General features: G+C 54.3%; 20 protein-coding genes and 1 pseudogene. 18 read left to right on the top strand and 3 right to left on the bottom strand.

The features are described 5' to 3' along the window. Positions 1 to 478 precede the first annotated feature (478 nt). From F6R98_RS02020 to lpdA, 14 genes are all read left to right on the top strand, one after another. The gene (locus tag F6R98_RS02020) at positions 479 to 676 is read left to right on the top strand and encodes a DNA modification system-associated small protein (RefSeq protein ID WP_153247530.1); all 198 of its coding nucleotides are present in this window, start codon (positions 479 to 481) and stop codon (positions 674 to 676) included. Next, positions 673 to 1,050, top strand: coding sequence for an ATP-binding protein (locus F6R98_RS02015; protein ID WP_153247529.1), 378 nt, complete (start codon positions 673 to 675; stop codon positions 1,048 to 1,050). The genes F6R98_RS02020 and F6R98_RS02015 overlap by 4 nt, the downstream gene beginning before the upstream one ends. Before the next feature lie 9 nt (positions 1,051 to 1,059). Beyond that, positions 1,060 to 2,436, top strand: coding sequence for a hypothetical protein (locus tag F6R98_RS02010; RefSeq protein WP_153247528.1), 1,377 nt, complete (start codon positions 1,060 to 1,062; stop codon positions 2,434 to 2,436). Then, positions 2,420 to 3,463: an IS30 family transposase gene (locus F6R98_RS02005; protein WP_153247527.1), complete on the top strand. Its 1,044-nt coding sequence runs from the start codon at positions 2,420 to 2,422 to the stop codon at positions 3,461 to 3,463. The genes F6R98_RS02010 and F6R98_RS02005 overlap by 17 nt, the downstream gene beginning before the upstream one ends. Positions 3,464 to 3,643: 180 nt before the next feature. After that, a complete protein-coding gene (locus F6R98_RS02000) occupies positions 3,644 to 5,155 on the top strand; it encodes an FtsK/SpoIIIE domain-containing protein (RefSeq protein WP_153247526.1) in 1,512 nt (503 codons plus the stop codon). A gap of 24 nt (positions 5,156 to 5,179) precedes the next feature. Further along, entirely contained in the window at positions 5,180 to 5,539 is a 360-nt protein-coding gene (locus F6R98_RS21805; RefSeq protein WP_228125042.1) for a sbcc family protein, read from the top strand. Positions 5,540 to 5,647: 108 nt separating this feature from the next. Next, complete coding sequence (locus tag F6R98_RS21800) at positions 5,648 to 6,379, top strand: AAA family ATPase (protein WP_228125041.1); 732 nt, start codon at positions 5,648 to 5,650, stop codon at positions 6,377 to 6,379. Further along, on the top strand, positions 6,380 to 7,261 hold the full coding sequence (locus F6R98_RS01990; protein WP_153247525.1) for a hypothetical protein: 882 nt from the start codon (positions 6,380 to 6,382) through the stop codon (positions 7,259 to 7,261). 106 nt (positions 7,262 to 7,367) lie between these two features. Further along, complete coding sequence (locus tag F6R98_RS01985) at positions 7,368 to 7,787, top strand: YeeE/YedE family protein (protein ID WP_194270095.1); 420 nt, start codon at positions 7,368 to 7,370, stop codon at positions 7,785 to 7,787. Positions 7,788 to 7,816: 29 nt separating this feature from the next. Further along, the gene (locus tag F6R98_RS01980) at positions 7,817 to 8,245 is read left to right on the top strand and encodes a DUF6691 family protein (protein ID WP_153247524.1); all 429 of its coding nucleotides are present in this window, start codon (positions 7,817 to 7,819) and stop codon (positions 8,243 to 8,245) included. A gap of 10 nt (positions 8,246 to 8,255) precedes the next feature. After that, positions 8,256 to 8,885 (top strand): thiamine phosphate synthase, encoded by a 630-nt coding sequence (gene thiE, locus F6R98_RS01975; RefSeq protein WP_228125040.1) that lies wholly within the window; start codon positions 8,256 to 8,258, stop codon positions 8,883 to 8,885. A 93-nt stretch (positions 8,886 to 8,978) separates the two neighbouring features. Beyond that, positions 8,979 to 11,666, top strand: a complete 2,688-nt coding sequence (aceE, locus tag F6R98_RS01970) for a pyruvate dehydrogenase (acetyl-transferring), homodimeric type (RefSeq protein WP_153247522.1) — start codon at positions 8,979 to 8,981, stop codon at positions 11,664 to 11,666. 14 nt (positions 11,667 to 11,680) lie between these two features. After that, positions 11,681 to 12,994 carry a dihydrolipoyllysine-residue acetyltransferase gene (locus F6R98_RS01965; protein ID WP_153247521.1) on the top strand — a complete coding sequence of 438 codons (1,314 nt, stop codon included), beginning with the start codon at positions 11,681 to 11,683 and terminating at the stop codon, positions 12,992 to 12,994. 70 nt (positions 12,995 to 13,064) lie between these two features. Continuing rightward, positions 13,065 to 14,480, top strand: coding sequence for a dihydrolipoyl dehydrogenase (gene lpdA, locus F6R98_RS01960; RefSeq protein ID WP_153247520.1), 1,416 nt, complete (start codon positions 13,065 to 13,067; stop codon positions 14,478 to 14,480). Between the two features lie 44 nt (positions 14,481 to 14,524). On the opposite strand, the gene F6R98_RS01955 is transcribed toward lpdA, so the two are convergent. Continuing rightward, the gene (locus F6R98_RS01955) at positions 14,525 to 15,022 is read right to left on the bottom strand and encodes a hypothetical protein (protein WP_153247519.1); all 498 of its coding nucleotides are present in this window, start codon (positions 15,020 to 15,022) and stop codon (positions 14,525 to 14,527) included. 234 nt (positions 15,023 to 15,256) lie between these two features. Here F6R98_RS01955 and F6R98_RS01950 point away from each other — a divergent pair, with 234 nt between their 5' ends. From F6R98_RS01950 to F6R98_RS01935, 4 genes and pseudogenes are all read left to right on the top strand, one after another. Further along, positions 15,257 to 16,300 (top strand): ABC transporter substrate-binding protein, encoded by a 1,044-nt coding sequence (locus tag F6R98_RS01950; protein ID WP_153247518.1) that lies wholly within the window; start codon positions 15,257 to 15,259, stop codon positions 16,298 to 16,300. Then, positions 16,297 to 17,304 carry a FecCD family ABC transporter permease gene (locus F6R98_RS01945; protein ID WP_153247517.1) on the top strand — a complete coding sequence of 336 codons (1,008 nt, stop codon included), beginning with the start codon at positions 16,297 to 16,299 and terminating at the stop codon, positions 17,302 to 17,304. Before F6R98_RS01950 ends, F6R98_RS01945 begins: the two co-directional genes overlap by 4 nt. After that, positions 17,301 to 18,059: an ABC transporter ATP-binding protein gene (locus F6R98_RS01940; protein ID WP_153247516.1), complete on the top strand. Its 759-nt coding sequence runs from the start codon at positions 17,301 to 17,303 to the stop codon at positions 18,057 to 18,059. The genes F6R98_RS01945 and F6R98_RS01940 overlap by 4 nt, the downstream gene beginning before the upstream one ends. Before the next feature lie 78 nt (positions 18,060 to 18,137). Next, positions 18,138 to 19,220 (top strand): annotated as a pseudogene (locus tag F6R98_RS01935) (IS3 family transposase). Positions 19,221 to 19,577: 357 nt separating this feature from the next. Here F6R98_RS01935 and F6R98_RS01930 read toward each other — a convergent pair. Both F6R98_RS01930 and F6R98_RS01925 read right to left on the bottom strand, forming a co-directional pair. Then, complete coding sequence (locus F6R98_RS01930; protein WP_153247515.1) at positions 19,578 to 20,114, bottom strand: chemotaxis protein CheW; 537 nt, start codon at positions 20,112 to 20,114, stop codon at positions 19,578 to 19,580. A 34-nt stretch (positions 20,115 to 20,148) separates the two neighbouring features. Further along, complete coding sequence (locus F6R98_RS01925; RefSeq protein ID WP_153247514.1) at positions 20,149 to 21,792, bottom strand: methyl-accepting chemotaxis protein; 1,644 nt, start codon at positions 21,790 to 21,792, stop codon at positions 20,149 to 20,151. Positions 21,793 to 21,936 lie beyond the last annotated feature (144 nt).

Below are 21,936 nucleotides of genomic sequence, written 5' to 3'. Positions count from 1 at the left end.
AAATGAATATCGAAAGTAACTATTCAGTGAGTGCTTTTGAGTCATGACCGAAGCAGTCGGAATTGAGGCAAGCCAGTCGAGACACGCTGCAAGTCCATCCATGGAAGCTCTATGCGCCCATCCATGGGCGCAAAAGGTCTCGCCTGACTCACCTCCTCTCCAGCAGGTAGGCTGTATAGTTACTATCGAAAAAATAAACGTACTGTGAACGCAACTTCCTTGATGCCAACAGCCGCCGAATTACTGGAATCACATATCCAATATTCCCGGTCGCTTTTAAAAAACAACTTATTGTCCGACGCAAAGCTCTGGATGGTTGCGTATTCGAGAGGAAGGGACTCGACGCTGGTGCTGCAACTCGTTTATGAAATGTTGTTGATGCTTGGCCAGGAACAGTTGACAGTGGGCGGATAGTGATTAGCTAATTACTGAGCGATATAGTGTCGAAAGTCTCGGAAAGCAGAGCAGTTAACCACAGATGAATGAGAAACATAAGGGAATACTGAGAGAACTGGCAAGCTCTTACGGCATTCCCGGCGAATTGGCTGATGATATGGCGGCGCTGATAGAGAAATACCCGGATTTGAGTCAATGGGGTAGTCAGGCCAATTTAAGACGCGATTTGGAAAAAACCGTTGAGTCTGCACTTACAAATAAACTTGTTTTAATGGAATGATTTTTAAATCCGTCACTATTCACAACCTGTTTTCTTATTATGGCGAAGTCTGCTTCGATCTCGCTCGTCCGCAAGGCGAAGCGGGAAATATCGTTGTAATAATGGAGCGTAATGGTTATGGTAAAACCAGTTTTCTGAACAGCGTCAAGCTGCTGTTTGGCGGAGTCACCAAAGAGTTAATGGCCGGTATGCAACGCGGCAGTCCAGGCACGCAAAAAAGTTTCGTGCTGGGCACTCAAGAGCGGTGGGGCATTTTAAATCACAAGGCGCGCGCCAGCGGTGAAGCCCGTTGCGGTGTCAGTGCCGTTTTACTAGACGAAACAGACCAAGAGACGCGTATTACGCGTAGCTGGGATTTGCGGAGCGACGATTAAAAGGATAGCTTGACCGTACAGGCGCCGCACAACCCCGAATTTAGCAAGGATGAGGCACAGCAGTACCTGTCCAGATTATTGCCGCTAGACTATATTCCTTTTTTCTTTTTCGATGCCGAAGAAGTCGGGTATCTGGCGGAAGCCAATCGCAACCAAACCATCGAAAAAATGGAGCAACTGCTCAATATCCGCTCGGTTGATAATGTGCAGGAGTGTCTAAAGCAAATACGTCGAGACTGGAACCGACAGGCGCTCAGAGCAGAAGCCCAACAGGAGTTACTCAATGCCGAACACCGCCGAGAAACACTGAACCTGTTGATTTCCGAGCGGGAACAGGAACGAGAGCAAGTTTTTGGTGATATAGATGAGTCGGAAGCCGAAATACGCCGACTACAACATAAAATTCGATTATTGCGAGGAGCCGGCAGCATCGAAGGCGCTGCGCGACTGGACGCGGAGAAACGCAAGGAAGAAGAAAATTTGGCCGTGGCGTTATCGGCTTTGTCCTCCGTCTTCGAGAATGACGGCATTTTTCGCATCACTCCGCAACTAACTCAAAAAGCGATGCTGGCGGCGGAAAGCTGCGCATCCAGTCAAGGCAATGTGACCTCGGAATTATTGGCTTCGCTGAAAGGCCCGCTTACGGAGATATTTACTATTCCGCCTTACCCGGATAACCGGCTCAACGACAGCCAAAAGCAATTCTATCAGGCTCGTATTTTAAAGTTGTTGGAATCGCACGATGTTAACGTAGACAGGGACAGTTTATTCCAAATCGGAACCGGGCGCGCGAAGCGGCTTGCCAATCTGCTCGCGGCTTACCAACCGGAACAAATTGCTTCCGAAACGATTAGAGAGAATATAGCCTGCGCGTTAAAAGCCGAAAAGACCATAATGACGCTGGAAAACCAGCTACAAAACGTCCGTCAGATTTCCGAAGACGACAAAATGCGCCTGGAACAGTTGGAGCGTGTATTAGCGCAAACGCAAGACGATTTATTGAACAAGCGTGACCGCACAAGGAAAATTGAAACCGACATGGCGAATGCCCGTCGCGAATTCGGACCACTGATAAAACAGATCGAGTCTTTACAGCAAAAGACAAAGGAATCTCATGCCGCAAAAAACCGCTTGAATCTACTGGACAACATGCGCCAGCTATTGGATGCGTACAAGCAGCAGATCAAGATAAAGATGCGGGAGCAACTGGCCGCCACAGCCTTGCTATGGGCGCTTCAGGACGTTTCCGGTAGGAAATTACCAGTAATTTTCGATACTCCATTGGGACGTATAGATCGTCAACATCAAGACAACTTATTAACCCTGGCGGGCTCAAAATACAAGTGCAACACTATGATAAGGTGTTGCAATGGAAAAGAAATATAATCACTTAAGTGCAGAGGATCGTGCCGCGATCATGTTGATGAAGTCAGATGGACATAGCCTGAGGGCGATGGCTTTGAGATTACAGCGATCTCCGTCAACGATCAGTCGCGAATTGTTACGCAATCCAGTCAAGTCTGGTAGCTATTGCGCAGGTACGGCGGGGATACGAGCGAGGCAGTTACGCCATATGGCTCGAAAGCCGCGCAAATTATTACCGGATAGCCTGCTTTTTGGCGTAGTCGATTACTTTCTGCATGAAGGTTGGTCGCCTGAACAGATTTCTGGCACACTCAAGCGCGTGTATGCAGAGCAGGGAGCCCTTACGGTGTCACATGAAACGATATACACCGCACTGTATGCCTTCCCACGCGGTGAATTACGCAGCGAACTGTTGAGCTGTTTGCGGCAATCTCACACGGGCAGACGTCCTCGCGCCAGAGGAACCGATCGGCGTGGTCAGATACCTGATATGAACAGCTTGCATGTACGTCCACCGGAGATTGAAGACCGGCTGGTTCCAGGGCATTGGGAAGGTGATCTGATCAAGGGGTCAGGCAATCGTTCTTCGGTAGGCACGCTGGTCGAGCGTAGCAGCCGCCTTGTGATGCTGGCGGCTATGACGTCCGGCACGGCTGAAGCCGCACTGGAAGGCTTCAGTAACGCATTGAACCGTGTCCATGAGCCGATGCGCAAAACCATGACCTATGATCAAGGTAAGGAAATGAGCTGCCATAAAACGCTCAGTGAGCGAGCGGGCATCACCATCTACTTTGCCGACCCTCATAGCCCTTGGCAACGCGGAAGTAACGAGAACACCAATGGACTACTGCGCCAGTATTTACCCAAAGGAACCGATTTGTCGACCTACTCGCAGGAGCAACTGGATGAAATCGCATACAGACTGAACACGAGACCGAGAAAAATTCTCGGGTTTAGAACCCCCTTGGAAGTTTATGCCGAATTCCTGCATAATTGCCAAAAGGATGAGGCTATGTGCGAATCAACAACCGTTGCACTTGGAATTTGAAACCGCCCCTATATTATCCACACGCAGCGCGGCAGTTAATTCTGTTGCCTACCGATTCCGAGTTGGGTGACAGAAAATATAGTTTATTGGCGCCATACATTTACCGTGAGTTTCATTTGCTCAATCCATCTGGTGAGGCAGCGTGCGCGGTGCCGATTAAACGTAAGACAGAGACAGTCCATGGCTGATATATATACCAGCCATGAAGATGAAGTTATCATTGACCAGGTATTGGTCTATGGCTTTCGCACATATAAAGCGCCAAAATACCGTGTATTACGCTTGGCTTTAGCCAAGTCTTTGCGCATGGAAACCCAACCGGAATCAGAGTTCGATACGATTCACTCATCAACCAAAGGTTCCAACTATTCACTTGAACAAGTGACCGGCCGAGGAAAAAACGAGGCAACGCAGGCTCTTCGGGACTTCGACGATGCGGTTCGCGCATTATTGAGCGCCTATCACGATGAAGACCTGTTCGCATCTGAATCTCGTTATGTCCGTTTACTGCAACGCCATGTCCGACGAGGGCTACGTGAAATACGCACCAGCTGGAGCCGCAACCATAGCTTCGCCAATTGGTTGCGCGAAGAGTTGCTTGCAGATGCGCAGCTAAGCCCTGGAGATAGCGGTACTGATGTCGACGCGGACATACTGCGAGAAGCATTAACCGAAATCGGCGTCACGGCAGAAATCCGGCAATCGCGCCAAGGCATCCGTGTGGATCGCTTTTCGCTTTATCTGTCGAATATCAATCACTTGGATACGCTCAGGAAAGGGTTGTCCAAAATTGCTTTTCGACTGAGCGTACCCGACGACAGCGTAATGCTGACTGTCGATAATGAAGCCGGGGTGGCCGATATTGACATACCGCGCCCGCCGGAACGCTGGAAAACGGTTTTACCGGGGCGTTTGTTCGACTGGGCGGAGCAGCCGCGCGCCGAAAAACTGCCGTTGTGGCTGGGCGCGTCTCTGTTGGGCGACGACGTAGCCATGGATTTGGCAGCCGCTCCGCATATGCGGATTGCCGGTGCGACCGGCAGTGGAAAAACCGTTTGTCTGCACAGCCTGCTGGTATCGCTGCTTGCGACGCTGACGCCCAAACAGTTGCGTTTAGCGCTGATCGATCCGAAAGGCACGGAATTGAATGCCTACGGTAAAATTCCGAACCTGTTCGGCCGCACCGTAGCAACTTCGGTGGTCGATGCCGCCGAGATACTGAATACTCTGGTTGAAAAAATGGAGTCCAGAAACCGGCTGTTTGCCGAAATGGGCGCCAGGAATATTGACGAAGCGACCCTGCAAACCGCGCTGCCGCGTATTGTATTGGTAGTGGAAGAGCTTGCGGATTTATTCATGCAACCTCGCGAACTGGAAGCGCCGCTGGTGCGACTGCGACTGGCCCAGAAAGCACGCTCCGCCGGCATCCATCTGGTGCTTGCCACGCAACGGCCGGATTCCAATACGTTTAGTGGCTTGCTTCGCAGTAATATTCCTGTTCGAATCGCGCTACGTGTACAGAAACATACCGAGTCATCAATCATTCTCGATGAAAAAGGCGCCGAAGCTTTGCTCGGGAAAGGCGATATGCTGGTTAAATTGACCGATAGGCCGGAACCTGTGCGGGTACACGGCGCAAAAATCGGCGACAGCGAAATCGCGCGCGCGATCAAGCACTTCACAATGCAGTAAACTCAGGATAGCGGGGTACTCGCAATGAACGAACCGGAAATCTACGAATTCAAGCCGCTGTTTTTAACGCTGGACCGTATCGGCCCGTTCAGAAACTTTCATACCATCGACTTTACCGATAAGGATAAACACCCGTGCAATTTCTTCATGATGGTTTCGGCCAACGGTCTCGGCAAGACGACCGCGTTGGAGATTTTTTGCTGTCTGGCCGATTTGCTCGGTAAAACCGAGATATCCAGCTACGGACATGAAGATCTGGACCGCAAAGGCGGACGCGCGCAACTGGATTTCCGGGTACGGTTACGCTGGCAGGGACGAATTCGCGCCGTAGTGCTGTCCGTTGTTGCCGGTATGCTGGGCGAAGAAGTTTTTCTTAAGTCCTGAACGGATAGCGAATTAGGCCAATTCGAAGCCGAAAGCTGGCATCGCACCGGTTTCCGCAGTTCGGTAACCGGTCGTTATCAATCTGTCGCATCGCGGCAGGACGAGTTGTTGCAGGATGTTTCCGCCGCAATACGGGCCGGCAGCGGAGAGGCTATCAATGAACATTTCCTTCAGCCCAGCTTCCACCTGCCAACGGTACTGTACTTTTCCGCTTATCGCGATATTCCTCCGATCAGTAACGACCACCCCGGTTTGGGGCAAGCTGCTTTATCCGATGTGCGCAGTATCAGTCAGCCGCAGCATTGGAACTACGCGCCGCTGCACGCCTTCGAAGCGCATAACACCCTGTGGGAAAACTCGCTGGACAATCTGGTGGTCTGGATGAAATGGCTGGATAACGGTTCGTTCGAAACCGCCCAGAAGCTGATTAACGAACAAATATTCGACGGCACGCCCAAGATGCTGAAAAGCGTGCGTAAAGTGCCGCCTGAAGCGCTGATCGATGCTGGCGACGGCGAAACGCATCGAATGGATCGGCTGAGCAGCGGAGAAAAGAGCCTCGCGCATCTGTTTCTTCGCATCGGCGCGCATGCGACCGCCAACACGATTATTCTGATCAACGAAATGGATACGCACCTGCATATTCTCTGGGCTCACCGTTTGTATAACGCGCTGGAAGATCTCGCGCTCGAGCATCCCAGTTTCACGATTATCATGACTACGCACTTGAGCGAACTGCTCAGACGTTTTGCTGCAGGAATGGATATCGTGCGTGAAGGCTTGTATCTGGGCGGCGAGTTGATCGAAATGAATGAGTTTACAGGACAAGCGGGAGTATAAATGTCCAGTTTTAAAAGTGCGCCCGTCGCAATGCTCGACGATAAATATGAATCCGGTATCAAGGTCATCATGGAGTCGGAGGAAGACGTCAGCATTTTCCGCGATCATTGGTTTCCGCGTTATCAGAATAAACTGCGTTTCGAGAGCGCGGAAGATGGCAGTATAGGTGGCGGCGGTTGCAATGCCGTACGGCAAAAGGTTGAAGATGCACGAAGTCAAAGATTGAATGCGTTCGGTATCGTCGATCGCGACACCTTGCTGTCCGATGGAAAAACCGGGATTTTTTGGGAAACCGACGACGCAGACTTCGAAGCAGCACAGCCGTATGATTTTATCCATGTGTTGCGCCGCTGGGAGCTGGAAAACTATTTGTTGCGACCGGAAGCTTTCGCCGCAGAAGTCAGGCGACGAGATTTACGCGCACAGCCAATGATCGATAGCCAAACCTTATTGAATCAACATGAAGAAGATTTGGTCGGTCTCACCGCGTTGACAACGTTCATGATGAGTCAAAACGAAAAGTCACCCAAACCAGGGTTTGGTCTGGACAGTTCCGGTCAACGGCTTAAAGAAAAAATCGGAACCCATCTCAACAGCAAACTACCGGGCAAAAGCTATTCCTACCTTGAAACGGATATCGGCAAAATATCTTCGTTTCATGAAAATCATCAGGAATCCGATAAAAACTGGGAACGTTTGACCCGTATCCTGGACGGGAAAAAAACGCTCAACCGTATCTGTATTTGGCTCAGCAAGCAACATGGGCTCGACAGTGTCAAGCCTTGGGAAGAAATGCGCGGCTGTTTGGCCAACCAGATTGCCGCTCTCGGATTGGATAACGAGCTGAAAGAAGCGATGGAACGCTTCGTGCGGTTGGGCTAACCGATGTGTTTTCTGTTCACCCTTGTTCAAAATCATTTTTGGTTATAAATTGTAGTCACCTTATAAAGAAACAGAAGCAATCTGCTTCCGGAGAAAAAATCCTCCCATGTTATCATTGCATCCTTTTATCAACGCCTTGGCCGGCGGCGTGCTGATCGGCATATCAGCCGCATTGCTGATGGGCCTGCACGGAAAAATACTGGGCGTAACCGGCATTATCAGAAACGCTTTCCACCACGATGCGGCCGAGAGGCCATGGCGTTGGGCCTTTCTGGCCGGTGTGCTGGCCGTAGGTATACTGGTCAAACTGTTTGCGCCGGCCTTGCTCGAGATTGCGCATCCGGCTTCACCGGGCCTTTATATTGTTTCCGGCCTGCTGGTCGGTTATGGAGCCGCCCGCGCCAACGGCTGCACCAGCGGCCACGGCGTCTGCGGAATCAGCCGTTTGTCGTCGCGATCCATCGTTGCGACAATTACCTTCATGACGACCAGCATGCTGACGGTTTGGATCGTAAAACGACTATAAGAAAGCTTTTGATTCAGCAAATGGATTCCATGAAAAAACTTTTGATAACTTTTTTGACCGGCGCGCTTTTCGCTTTCGGGCTGGCATTGAGCGGCATGGCTCAGCCGTCGGTGGTACTCGCGTTTCTGGATATTACCGGAAACTGGAATCCCGCATTGCTTTTGGTAATGGCGGGCGCTATCGGCGTTACCTTACCCGCCTATCGCCTGCTGTTTCGTTCAGGAAAACCGTTACTGGCGGAACGGTTCGATTTGCCGGCTGCAACCCGGATCAGCGGGCGACTGATAACCGGTTCCGCGCTATTCGGCATAGGATGGGGCTTATCGGGCTATTGTCCCGGCGCGGCGCTGGTGGCCTTGCCAGGCGCGCTGGAAACAGGCGTTTTTATAGCGGCGATGCTGGCCGGCTTGTGGATATCCCGCTTGCTGGACAGCGTTTTCCCTGCCGCTGCCGACTGAGTTTATCCTCGTGTCTACTGTCTTAAATGCTTTTCCTGCGTCGGGTCTATATGCGGTCACGCCCGATATTGCAGTCGAAGCACAGTTATTGATTGATTCTGTGCGCGCCGTGATCGCCGGAGGCGCGGGCGTCGTTCAGTACCGGGCCAAATCGAGGCAGGACGAAGTCGTGGCCGCACAACTGCTGGCGGTATGCCGCGAGGCAGGTATCCCCCTCATCATCAACGACAATATCGTACTGGCCCAAAAAATCGGCGCGGACGGCGTACATCTCGGCAAGGACGATATGCCGGTATCGCAGGCCCGCAAGTTGTTGGGCGCTTCGGCTATTGTCGGGGCATCCTGCTACGACTCGCTGGAACGCGCCGCCGAAGCAAGCGCTCAGGGCGCGGATTATCTCGCATTCGGACGCTTTTTCCCCTCTCAGACCAAACCGCTCGCACCGTGCGCCAATCCGGCTACGCTGAGCGTTGCGCGCAGCCTGTTCAATGCGCCTATAGTCGCCATCGGCGGCATTACGGCGGCAAACGGCGCGGATCTGATAGCGGCGGGCGCGGGACTGCTGGCTGTCGTCGACGGCGTGTTCGGACAAAAAAATCCGGAACAGGCGGCGCGATCGATACTATCACTTTTCCGCTGATGTGCGACAATACCGGGTCTAACGGCGCAGGCCCCGCCCGCCGCAACGCAGCAGAAACAATAATTCCAACGAGGAAGAGGCTTAGGTGATTTTATGACGGCAGCACATTCGCAGGTGACCGCCCCCGTTAACGGCAACGATGATATCGACTCCATGGAAACCCGCGAGTGGCTTGACGCCCTTGAGGCGGTGATTGAAGCCGAAGGCATAGAACGGGCTCATTATATTATCGAGCGCCTGGTCGATAAGGCGCGCCGTTCCGGCGCCAATCTACCCTACAAAGCCAACACGGCTTATATCAACACCATACCGGTTCACAAGCAGGCCAGACACCCCGGCGACGGTGAAGTCGAGCAACGCCTGCGCTCATGGATACGCTGGAATGCAATGGCCATGGTGGTGCAGGCAAACAAGATATCCAGCGAATATGGCGGACACATAGCCAGTTTCGCATCTTCCGCGACCCTTTACGAAGTAGGGTTCAATCATTTCTTCCACGCACCCTGCCCCGATCATGGCGGCGATCTGGTTTTCTTTCAGGGTCACTCTTCTCCCGGCATTTATGCCAGAGCCTTCCTCGAAGGGCGCCTGAATGAAGAGCATCTGAGCCGCTTCCGGCGCGAAGTCGGCGGCGGCGGTTTATCGTCCTACCCGCATCCGTGGCTGATGCCTGACTTCTGGCAGTTCCCGACCGTGTCCATGGGACTGGGGCCGATCATGGCCATCTATCAGGCGCGCTTCATGAAATATTTGCAGGATCGCGGCATCCTGGAAACGGCAGGGCGTAAAGTCTGGGCCTTCATGGGCGACGGAGAAATGGACGAGCCGGAATCGCTGGGCGCAATCAGTCTGGCCGGCCGTGAAAAACTCGATAATCTGATCTTTGTAATCAACTGCAATCTGCAGCGACTGGACGGCCCGGTACGCGGCGACGGTAAAATCATCCAGGAGCTGGAAGCGGAATTCCGCGGGGCCGGCTGGAATGTAATCAAGGTGATCTGGGGTTCGCACTGGGACCCGCTGCTGGCGCGCGACAAGGACGGATTTTTGCAGAAGCGCATGGAAGAAGCCGTCGACGGCGAATATCAGGCCTGCAAGGCCAAGGGCGGCGCGTATACGCGCGAGCATTTCTTCGGCAAATACCCTGAACTGCTGGAAATGGTCGCGCATATGTCGAACGACGACATCTACCGCCTGGATCGCGGCGGCCACGACCCGCACAAAATCTACGCGGCCTACCATGCAGCGGTTCATCACACAGGACAGCCGACCGTGATTCTGGCCAAGACCGTTAAAGGGTACGGCATGGGCAGCGCCGGCGAAGGACTGATGACCACGCACCAGCAGAAAAAAATGGATGAGGCGGCGCTGAAGGCTTTCCGCGATCGCTTCGACGTGCCTATCCCGGACGATAAAATTGCCGAAACGCCGTTCTTCAGACCGCCGGAGGACAGCCCCGAAATCCAGTACCTGCACGAACACCGCCGCGCGCTGGGCGGCTATCTGCCGTCGCGCCGCCGTGACGCGCCGCTGCTGCAGGTACCCGATTTGAGCGTGTTCGATGCGTTGCTGAAAGCCAGCGACCGCGAAATGTCCACGACCATGGCTTTTGTGCGCATATTGACCGGCCTGCTGCGCGACAAGAAAATCGGTAAGTATCTGGTTCCCATCGTTGCCGACGAGGCGCGCACCTTCGGCATGGACGGTTTGTTCAGGCAATACGCGATCTATTCTTCGGTCGGACAACTTTATACCCCGGAAGACGCCGACCAGATCATGTATTATCGCGAGGAAAAAACCGGGCAATTGCTGCAGGAGGGCATCTGCGAAGCGGGTGCGATGTCGTCGTGGATAGCCGCAGGCACTGCCTACAGCAACCACAATGTGCAAATGATTCCGTTCTACATTTTCTACTCGATGTTCGGTTACCAGCGCGTCGGCGATCTGATGTGGGCCGCAGGCGACATGCAGGCGCGCGGTTTTCTGATGGGCGGCACCGCCGGCAGAACCACGCTGGCGGGCGAAGGTTTGCAGCATCAGGACGGTCAAAGCCATATGGCGATGTCGTTCATACCGAACTGCGTGGCCTACGATCCGGCTTTCGCGTATGAACTTGCGGTAATCGTGCAGGACGGCTTGCGCAGAATGTATCAGGAAGGTGAAAACATCTTCTACTACATCACGGTGATGAACGAAAATCACGCTCACCCGGAAATGCCGGCCGGCAGCGCGGAAGGTGTTTTGCGCGGACTATACAAACTGGCCGATCACGATCATGGCGCCAACGCAGCGCTGCAACTGATCGGCAGCGGTGCGATCCTGCGCGAATGCATAGCAGCGGCCGAGCTGTTGAGCACCGATCATGGCATCAAGGTTAACGTATGGAGCGCCACCAGCTTCAGCGAATTGCACCGCGACGGCGTCGAGCAGGAACGCTGGAATCTGCTGCATCCGGACGAACAACGCCGATCCAGCTACGTCGAAACCTGTTTCGCGTCGGAAAAAGGCCCGGTGGTGGCCGCTACCGATTACATACGCGCTGTGGCGGACCAGATTCGTCCCTATTTGAACAAACCGTACACCGTGTTGGGTACGGACGGCTACGGACGCAGCGACCGCAGGCTGGAACTGAGGAAGTTTTTCGAAGTGGACCGTTATTTTATTGCGATTACCGCGCTCAAGGCGCTTGCCGATCAGGGCGATATTCCGGTCAGCAAAGTCAAGGAATCGATGGCGCGCTACGGCATCAGTTCCGACAAACCCAACCCGCTAACTGCCTGAGGAGTCGATACGGCATGGCCAGCGAAAAGATCATAGAAGTACCGGATATCGGTGGTTACAAGGACGTTGAAATCATAGAAATACTGGTCGCGATAGGCGACAGCATCAAGGCGGAAGACTCTCTGATAACCTTGGAGAGCGACAAGGCGGCAATGGAAATACCCTCGCCTTACGCCGGCAAGGTCGTCGCGCTGGCTGTCAAACTGGGCGACAAGGTCAGTCAAGGCAGCGCGATCCTGACATTGACGCTCGAAGAAACGGGCGCGCCGGCAGCGGCTGAAACAATAAAACCTGCGACAGCGCCCGTCTCCGAAATCGCAGCAGCAGAGACGCCAAAAACGCCGGAAACGATTGCAGCGCGTCCCGAACCTGTCGCGCAAGCGCCGGTGCAGGAAGCCGGCGCAGCGGTTACAAAAGGCAGAATCCCGCATGCCAGCCCGGCGGTCCGGGCTTTCGCCAGAGAGCTGGGGGCTGACGTCGGTCTCATTAATGGCAGCGGTCCGAAAAGGCGTATCCTCAAACAGGACGTGCAATCCTATATCAAGGCGCGCCTGCAAAGCGCGGAGCGGAGCGGCGGCTCCGGCGTGGGCCTTAATTTCCCCGCATTGCCGGATATCGATTATTCGCGTTTCGGACCGGTCAGAGCGCAAGCGCTGTCGAACATCAAAAAGTTGTCGGGCGCGAATCTGCATCGCAACTGGGTCGGTATTCCGCACGTTACGCATCATGAAGAAGCCGATATCACCGAACTGGAAGCTTTCCGCCGCTCCATCAAGGGCGAAGCCGAAAAACAGGGCGTCAACGTCACCTTGCTGCCGTTGTTGATCAAGGCGCTGATCGTCACGCTCAAGGCCTACCCTTCCTTTAATTCCTCATTGGGCAACAACGGAACCGAGCTGATTCTTAAGGACTACTTCCATATCGGCGTGGCGGTCGATACGCCCGACGGGCTGGTGGTGCCGGTGCTGCGCGATGCCGACCGGAAGGGCGTTTTCGAACTGGCGTCCACGTTGACCGACTTTGGACAGCGCGCGCGCGCTAGGAAGCTCAAAACCACTGAAATGCAGGGCGGCACATTTACCATATCCAGCCTTGGCGGTATCGGCGGCGTCGGTTTCACGCCGATTATCAACGCGCCGGAAGTGGCGATACTGGGCGTTTGCCGCGCGCAGACGCGCCCGGTCTGGCAGGACGGCGCCTGGGCGCCGCGCCTGATGCTGCCGCTGTCGCTGTCCTACGATCATCGCGTCATCGACGGAGCCGAAGCCGCGCGTTTCTGCGCGTTGCTGGCGCGCACGCTCGGCGATATCCGGCGCGTATTGCTTTGAACTTGCCGTTCATCCTGAGCCTGTCGAAGGATTAAATCCGTGTTTCCATAACGCAATCAAGAAAATCATTATGACTGACACACATGCTGAAGTGCTGGTGCTGGGCGGCGGACCCGGTGGATATACCGCCGCTTTTCGCGCCGCCGATCTGGGGAAAAAAGTGGTTCTGGTCGAGCGCTACCCGGTGCTCGGCGGCGTCTGTCTGAATGTCGGATGCATTCCTTCCAAGGCGCTGCTGCACCTGGCGAAAATAATTAATGAAGCGGAAGAATCCGCGCCGCTGGGCGTTACCTTCGGCAAACCGGAACTCGATCTGGAAAAAATCCGCGCCTGGCGGCAACGTGTTGTCAAAACGCTGAATACCGGTTTGGCCGGTTTGGCGAAGCAGCGTCAGGTCACCGTGGTGACCGGAACCGGCCAGTTTGTCTCCGAGCGTTTGCTGGCGGTGCAGACCGCTGACGGCGAACAACGCATCGGTTTCGATAACGCGATTATTGCGGTAGGCTCCAGGGCGGTTAAAATCCCCGGCTTCCCTTATGAAGATCCTCGATTGATGGACTCCGCCGGCGCGCTGGAATTGGCTGACATACCCGCCAAATTGCTGGTGGTCGGCGGAGGCATCATCGGTCTGGAAATGGCTAACGTTTATCACGCGTTGGGCTCCAAAGTCACCGTGGTGGAGCTGTCCGACCAACTGATTCCCGGTTGCGACAAGGATCTGGTCAAGCCTTTGCATCAGCGTATTCAAAAGCAGTATGAAAACATACGTCTGGAAACCAAAGTCAGCCGCATCGAAGCCAGGCCGGAAGGCTTGCTGGCCTTCTTCGAAGGCGCCGGCGCGCCTGAGTCGGAACTGTTCGATCGCGTTCTGGTCGCCGTGGGGCGCAATCCGTCCGGCAAAACCATAGCTGCGGAAAAAGCGGGCGTGCATGTAGATGAGCGCGGATTTATTCCTGTCGATGACCGCCAGCGCACCAGCGTCCCGCATATTTTTGCTATCGGCGACGTGGTGGGCAACCCGATGCTCGCTCATAAAGCAACGCATGAAGGCAAGGTGGCGGCCGAAGTGATAGCAGGAAAGCCGTCGGCATTTCAGGCCTTGACCATACCATCGGTCGCTTATACCGACCCGGAAATAGCGTGGATGGGACAGACCGAGGTTCAGCTGGTTCAACAGGGCATCGCATTCGAAAAAGGTGCGTTCCCTTGGGCGGCCAGCGGGCGCGCGATCGGCATCGGCCGCCGCGAGGGAATTACCAAGCTGTTATGCGACAAGGAAAGCGGAAGGATATTGGGTGCAGGCATGGTCGGTCCGAATGCGGGCGAACTGATTGCGGAAGCGGTGCTGGCTCTCGAAATGGGAGCGGATGCCGAGGATATCGCGCTGACGGTTCATCCTCATCCCACGCTCTCCGAAACATTCGCATTTGCTGCGGAAATGATAGACGGATCAATCACCGATCTTTATGTCGGCAGAAAGGAATAATTGCCCAGCCCCGCTGGTTGGGGCTGGGTAGCCTGCGTTGATGTTTATTCCGCTTTGGGCTTCTTGCGCGCCGCAGTTTTCCTGGGTTTTGCCGTAGTGGTAATTGTTTCCGCGGGTGCTTTGGCGGTTTTCGTTGCCGATACATTGCTTGCCGAACTCGCCGCCGCCTTGGCGGCTACAGGTTTTTTGGCCGGGGAAACCTTGGAGGTTCGCGTCTTGACTTCAGCCACGATCTGTTCGGAGGATTGCTTGATTTCCTCAACGGCTTCCTCCAGCTTTTCCTTTGATTCTTCCAGAATTTCCGCCGCCTGCTGACTGACGCTGTCGGTCAGATGTACGGCCTTATCATAAGCATCGGCAACCTGTTGTTCCGCGCTGACCTTGAGTCCCTGCGCAATGGTTTCGGCCTCCGCCCACGATTCCTGCACCCGTCCCCTGGTTTTGGAAGCGACAGGCGAAATTTTTTCGTTCAGTCGCGCGATATTGGTTCGCAATAGATCGAACACAGTGTCAATCAGACGTTTGCAAGCGTTCTTAACCACGGTAATCTCCAGATAGTCTTTCTGCTGGACGCAGATATTCGTTGAATTAGGATAAACGCGTATCCGCGCGTGAGTATACCTTACGAACAGGCAAACTGTATGTATTTTATTGTTTTTTTATAATTGCGGCGTTATTCGCGATAGCGTAATATCAATCGTGATATTTCGCATAATAAATTACATGCAGTCCAGTCATCTTTTATCCCTTTGTTTTTCGTGTGGAAGTAATCTGCCATGTTCAACAATATAAAATTCCTTTTTTTTTGCATATGCCTGCTCGCTACTTTTCAATGCGCCCCGTCGCAGGCCCGTGAACTGACCGACTCATCAGGAAGCGCTGTAAAAATTCCTGAAAAAATAGAACGCGTCTGGGGAACCTCTCCACCGGTGACCGCATTGATTTACGCCATCGATCCTTCTCTGCTGATCGGCGTCAACCTTCCCTATACGCAAGGGGACGAGGCGTTTATCTTACCGGTTGCCCGTAATCTTCCGGTACTTGGCGGCTGGGTGGGACATGGCCAAACGCCTAATCTGGAAGAGATATTCAAGCTGGCGCCTCAGCTCGCGATATTGTGGGACGACGGCATGCTCGATATGAGCCATCAAAAGAAAAAACTGGCCTTGGCCGGCATCGCGACGGCGACGATACGGCTGAATCGCCTTGATGAATATCCGGCTGCGCTGCGTTTTCTGGGCAATGCGCTGAATCGCCGCGAACGCGCCGAAACGCTGGCGCGTTATATAGAAAAAGCCCTGGACAGCCTGAAACAATTGCGCGAACAACTACCTGCACCGCAACGGGTGTCTATTTACTACGCGGAAGGAGCCGCCGGATTGAATACCGAATGCGATGAATCGTTTCACGTCGAAGCCCTGGAACTCGCGGTCGGCCGCAATGTTTACCATTGTCGGCCGCAGAGTCATTTCGGCATGGAGCAAGTCAGCCTGGAGCAGGTAATCGCATGGGCGCCCGATGTGCTGCTGGTACAGGAACCGGTGTTCTTTGAGCGCGTATACGGCGAGCCGAACTGGAAAGCGCTCGCGGCCGTTCAACAAGGTAGAGTTATTATGATTCCGCGCCGCCCGTTCAATTGGATAGACAGACCGCCGTCTTTCATGCGCGCATTGGGCGCGCAATGGCTGGCGAACCTGCTATACCCTGAACGCTATCCGCTCGACCTTCCCGCCGCAATCCGCGAATTTTACCGCCTGTTCCTGCGGGTGGAGCTGGATGAAAACATGTTGAAACAGGTCATGCCGCCCGCACACAAATGATATTGCAAACCGCTTTACCGATACTGCTGTGCGCGACGGTCCTTTTTTCTCTTACCCTGGGCCGCTATCCGATAAGCTGTCACGATATACTGCAACTGGTTCAATTCCATTGCGGCGGGTTTACAGGCCAATTAGACATTGAGCGCTTGCAAACCGTAAACAATATTTTGTTGCATATCCGGCTGCCGAGAATTATCGCTGCGGCGATGATAGGCGCAGCCCTTTCGGTTTCCGGCGCGGCATTTCAATCCGTATTTCGGAATCCGCTGGTTTCGCCGGGTCTGCTCGGCGTGCTGGCCGGCGCGTCGTTCGGCGCGGCTTTGGCGATGATGCTGTTCGATCACTGGCTGTTGGTGCAGATCTCCGCGTTCGCCGGCGGAATCGCCGCGGTGCTGGTCGCGCTGGCGATAGCGGCCGTCAACCGTTTCGGCTCAATTCTGTTTCTGGTGCTGGGCGGCATGATCAGTACGGCGCTGTTCTCCGCGCTGTTATCGCTGGTGAAATACGCAGCCGACCCCTATAACCAGCTGCCGGCTATCGTATTCTGGCTGATGGGAAGTCTGGCGAACACCGACCCCGATAATGTCTGGCCGCTGGCACCGGTTCTATTGGCGGCCATGCTGGGACTGATAGCACTGGGCAGATATCTCGATGCGATGAGCATGGGCGACGAAGAAGCGCAAAGTCTCGGAGTATCGGTACAAAAAATCAGAATGGCGGCCATAATTCTGGCTACGCTGATCGGCGCGATGACGGTCGCACTGGCCGGTTCCATCGGCTGGATCGGACTCATCGTGCCTCATATAGCACGGCTCGTCGTCGGAACGAACTGCCGCGTACTGCTTCCCGCCTCGGCGTGGATAGGCGCAATTTTTCTGTTGCTTGCCGATGACCTCGCCCGCGATTGGCTGGCGGTGGAGATGCCGATCGGCGTGCTCACCGAATTGCTCGGCATCGCTGTGTTTCTGCTCGTATTGCGCAATATACGCAAGGGATGGGTATGAACGGCGTTCTGGAAGCGCGCCATGTTGGCTTCGCCTATCGATCAAGGACGGTGCTGCAGGATATTTCTCTCGAACTCCGCAACGGTGAAACGATATCCCTGCTCGGACCCAACGGTAGCGGAAAAACCACGCTGTTGAAAATTCTGCTGGGCATAAAGCAGCCCGATTCAGGACAAGTCCTGCTGGACGGCAAACCTTTGCCGCAACTAAAGCCGCGCCAGGTAGCGACAAAACTGGCCTATGTTCCTCAAGACCATGCCATGGCGTTTCCGTTTAGCGTGTCGGATGTGGTGCTGATGGGACGGCTGCCTCATCTAGGGCTATTCGGCGCATACCGGAAAGAAGATCGCGCGCACGCGGAGCAAGCGCTGCAGAAAATGGGAATCGCGCATTTGTCGGCAAGGCCTTATAACGAAATTTCGGGAGGGGAACGCCAACTCGCTCTGATTGCGCGCGCGCTGGCGCAGGGCGCAAAAACGCTGATCATGGACGAGCCGGTCAGTGGCCTGGATTTCGGAAATCAGCTATTGTTACTATCGCGGCTCAAGGCTTTGAGCGAAGAAGGCTATGCCGTTCTGCACAGCACCCATTATCCCGATCATGCTCAACTGGTTTCCACGCGAGTGCTGATGCTCAAAAACGGATGCCTGATTGCCGACGGCAGGCCGCGGGATTTGATCGATGAAAAACAGATTCGCGGCTTGTACGATATCGGGCCGGAGGCGGCGCACTTGCTGAAGTACAGGATTTGGTAACTACACCCGCTTGAACTTCCCCCGGAAAATAGTCTTCCAAGGGTGACGTAAAATTCACGTTACTTTTGGAGAAAGAAGATGAAGCTATCGAAACGGGAATACACAACCGAGCTCAAGGAACTGGCGGTCAAGCGTGTTAAGGCGGGCCAATCGGCTGGAGCGGTAGCCAGGGACCTGGGACTGATCGAGCAGACGCTGCGCAACCGGGTCAAGGCCGCCGAAGCCGGGAAGCTGGTCGGAGCTGGTATCAACAAGGCAGTTACCACTGAGCAGATGGAACTCTCCAGGCTACGTGCCGAGAACGTACGGCTGAAGCAGGAGAATGAAATTCCAAAAAAAGCGACGGCGTACTTTGCGAGAGAAACACGGTGAAGTACGCCTGGATTGATGCGCAACGCAAGGATTATGGGCTGGATACGATGTGCCGGTATTCGATGTTGGCGTGAGTGGCTATCGCTCATGGAAGCATGGCGGCAAACCGAATCGCAAGCGATTGACCGATGCGCTGATTCAGGCGCTGATCCAGGCTATCCATGCGGAGTTCAAGGGAGTTTATGGCAGCCCGAGGATGGTGCGAGAGTTGCGTGGCCGTGGATTTCCCGCATCCAGGTGCGGCGAACTTACTGAATCGGAACTTCACGCCTTCGGGGCCGAACTTGGCTTGGACATCCGACATTACTTACCCATGGACGGATGAGGGCTGGCTGTATCTGGCAATCGTACTCAACCTGTTCAACCGTGAAATGGTCGGCTGGTCGCTGAAGCCGCGCATGACGGCAGATATCGTAACGGATGCACTGACCATGGCGTGGTTCCGCCGGAAGCCGGCATCCGGGTTGATGCACCATGCAGATCGTGGAAGTCAGTACGCCAGCCAGGCCTTCCAAAGCAAGCTGAAGGAATGGCATGGTATGTTCGATGAGTCGCAAGGGAAATTGCCGGGACAATGCGCAGGCCGAAAGCTGGTTCAACAGCTTCAGGAACGAACGGGTGCATGGGCTGCGTTACGAAACACGGGATGAGATGACATTGATGACATTCGAATACATTGAAGTGCTCTACAACCGGAAACGCCAGCATTCTACGTTGGGTTACAGGTCACCGGTCCAGTTTCCGGATGCTTGGCTCATTGATCAGCAGCAGGAGAAACTGTTAGCATGATATCGACCTCCTGGTAGACGAAAAACCGAGGGAAGCTCACAGAAATTGGAAAAGATGAGCTCTTTTGAAAAATTTGACCATGTGCTGCGCGGCTTGCAGCGCCCTTTTCACCCATGTTCACAGGATAACAGGAACGCGCACACTGTTCAAAATCTAGCGTATTAGCACAACCCTAACTCTCAGAACGGCTTAATGGGATAGGAAACAGGTTTTCCACAGGCTTGTACGCCTGTTTTGTGGAAAACCCAGCGCGGCGCAAATCCTCCGCGCCACTTAAACTGACTCCACAAGAAGCGTGCCCACCGCACTGGAAAAAATCCGGCCAATGCGGCGGACGAATCAAAGAGAACCGCAACTTTAAGCGGCCGCTTCCAGCAAGGGTGGCGCCCCTGTGTCCCTAGTAACCACCTGCGCCACTTCATCCAAAGACAAAACCGCCCCACCGATGTTCAACACAACGACAAACTTGCCATCGACCTTCGCCATACCGGCAATGTAATCGGCATTGATACTTGAACCAAAGCGGGGAGCGGGTTCTATTTCGTCAGCCGGAATATCCAGCACCGCGCTGACCGCATCGACCAGCACTCCGACAACACGGGTTTCATCCGCGTGCGCGACTTCGACTATCACGATGCAGCTGCGGCGCGTTATCGTGCTCTTTTCCTTACCGAAGCAGGCATTAAGATCGACCACCGGCACCGCAGCACCGCGCAGGTCGATGACGCCGCGGATGAATAAAGGCATACGCGGCAGTTCGGTTAATTGTCCGTACTCGATGATTTCCTCGATGTTAAGGATACCGATGGCAAAAACATCTCCTTTCAGTGTAAATGTCAGGTATTGCTGGCGACCCTGTGTGCTATCCGCACTGGTTTTGACGATTGTGTTCATATTTCCATTCTCCACTTTAAAGAGCGGCCGGCGGCTAAAACCGCACAAACTCGCCTTCTTCGATAGCCTCATGCGCGGCGACCCGCGCCTTGACCTTATTAGCCCTACTTTTTATCCTGGGCGTAACACTTCCCTTTGCAAGGTTTTTTGCAGGCGCGCCATTGCCATTATTCACGGTAAAGAAACTGATCAGCGCCTGCAGCTGTTCGGCCTGCGCGCTCATTTCTTCGGCGGTAGCCGCCAGTTCTTCGGAAGCGCTGGCGCTGTGCTGGGTGAGCTGATTAAGCTGGTTCACCGCCGAGTTGATTTGATCGATGCCTACGGTCTGCTCATTGGAGGCCGCAGTGATTTCCTGCACCAGATCAGAGGTTTTGGTAATGCTCGGCAGCATTTCATTCAGCAGATGTCCGGCCTTTTCCGCCATATCCACGCTGCTGACAGCCAGCTCGCCTATCTCCTGTGAAGCCACCTGGCTGCGCTCCGCCAGCTTGCGCACTTCGGAAGCCACCACGGCAAAGCCCTTGCCGTGCTCGCCGGCTCGCGCCGCCTCTATCGCCGCATTGAGCGCCAGCAGGTTGGTCTGATAGGCGATCTCGTCAATGATGTTGATCTTGCCGGCAATGCTCTTCATCGCCGCAACGGTGAGCGTGACCGCCTCCCCGCCTTCTCCGGCCTCCTGGGCGGCCTTGGCGGCCATGCCGTCGGTCGCTTTGGCGTTTTCGGCGTTTTGCGCCACCGATGCGCTCATTTGTTCCATCGCGCTGCTGGTTTGCTCGACGCTGGCCGCCTGTTCGCTCGCGCCTTGCGCCAGGCTCTGCGCGGTGCCGCTGACTTCCTCGGATGCCTGCACCAGTGAGTTGCTTGCATCGCCTATTTGCGTGACCGTAACGCTTAAATTATCTATCATGCCTTTCAGCGCGGCCATGGCGCTGGTGGTATCGCCGTCGCGCAATTGAATGGCCACGGTCAAATCACCGGACGCGATTTGATTGACGGCTGCTTGCATCTGTGCAGGCTCACCGCCCAATTGACCGAAAATAGAGCGCGTCAGCACCCATGTGATCCCTATACTGACCAGCAATGCGACGATGCCGAATAGACCCATCCAGTTACGCGCCGACAGATAATTTTGCTCTGCGCCGTCCGTCAACGCGCGCATCTGCTCCGCTTCATACTGGCTCATTTCCGTCAAGGCAGCGACGAAGGCGTTATTGACCGGTGCAAAGGTTTTCAACAAAAACTCGATACCCCGGTCGCGCTGGGTCTTGTCGCGCGCCGACGAAAAAACACGCTCGTAAAGCGGCGTCATTTCAGCGCGGCGGTCACTGACGGCCTTGAACAGGCGGCGAGCCTCATCCGAGTTCAGCAAACTTCCCAGTTTTTCCATATCCTTGGCATTAAGATCTCTATTTTCCTCCACTTTCTTTATCGCTTTTTCAAACCCGACAGGATCTGTGGTCAGGAACAGATTGCGTAACTGTCGTCCGTTGTCGAATGTGCGTATCGAAACGATATCCAGAGCCGCCACCTGCGGAAAAGCTTCCTGCGTAATAACGCGAGTGGTGTTGTTCATGGCCGACAGATTATAGAACCCTACGCCCAAAACCAGTGCTGTAAACAGTAAAACCGTTCCGAACGACAGCAATAACTTTGTTATCAGGTTTGTATTTTTCATCATATCCCCCCCGGGTAGTGTGATAGCGCTGGCTAAAAACCAGAACAGATACACTCATAAAATAAATAACAGTGCGCAGCTTAATAAGAAAATTAAATATCAATCAACCTAATGAGGTACTGATTTATTCGAGCATGCTCTAGCTAG

The organism is Candidatus Methylospira mobilis (assembly GCF_009498235.1).
Lineage (GTDB): Bacteria > Pseudomonadota > Gammaproteobacteria > Methylococcales > Methylococcaceae > Methylospira > Methylospira mobilis.
This window is presented reverse-complemented; position numbering and strand designations above follow the sequence as displayed.